The sequence below is a fragment of the Pseudomonas sp. UMAB-40 genome (genome assembly GCF_900095275.1).
Taxonomy (GTDB): domain Bacteria; phylum Pseudomonadota; class Gammaproteobacteria; order Pseudomonadales; family Pseudomonadaceae; genus Aquipseudomonas; species Aquipseudomonas mandelii_B.
In genome coordinates this window covers 1-248 of the sequence record NZ_LT607646.1, presented here as the reverse complement: position 1 = coordinate 248, position 248 = coordinate 1, and the positions used below count along the sequence as shown (strand labels likewise).

1 protein-coding gene is annotated in these 248 nt (G+C 62.1%); it reads right to left on the bottom strand.

Going from position 1 to position 248, the window contains the following annotated elements; genetic code table 11:
* Positions 1 to 248: immunoglobulin-like domain-containing protein (locus tag K0F88_RS32160; RefSeq protein ID WP_374039773.1), on the bottom strand; the 248-nt coding region annotated here is incomplete at both ends.

Sequence of the window (248 nt, the reverse complement as noted above, 5' to 3'; positions counted from 1 at the left end):
AAATTGCCGCCGGTGGTCCCGGTGATGGTGGTGCTGACGGTGCTGCCGTTGTTGTAAACGTCATTGTCCGCCGTATCGACAATCACGCTGCCGGTGGTCTTGCCCGCTTCGATGGTAATGACCGAGCCATTGCTCAAGGTCACGGTCATCGGCGTGCCGGCCGGGTTGGTCAGGGTAGCGGTGTAAGTGATCTGGCCGCCTTCGACCACGGTGCCGGTGGCGCTGAGGCTCAGGTCGGTGTTGTCGAC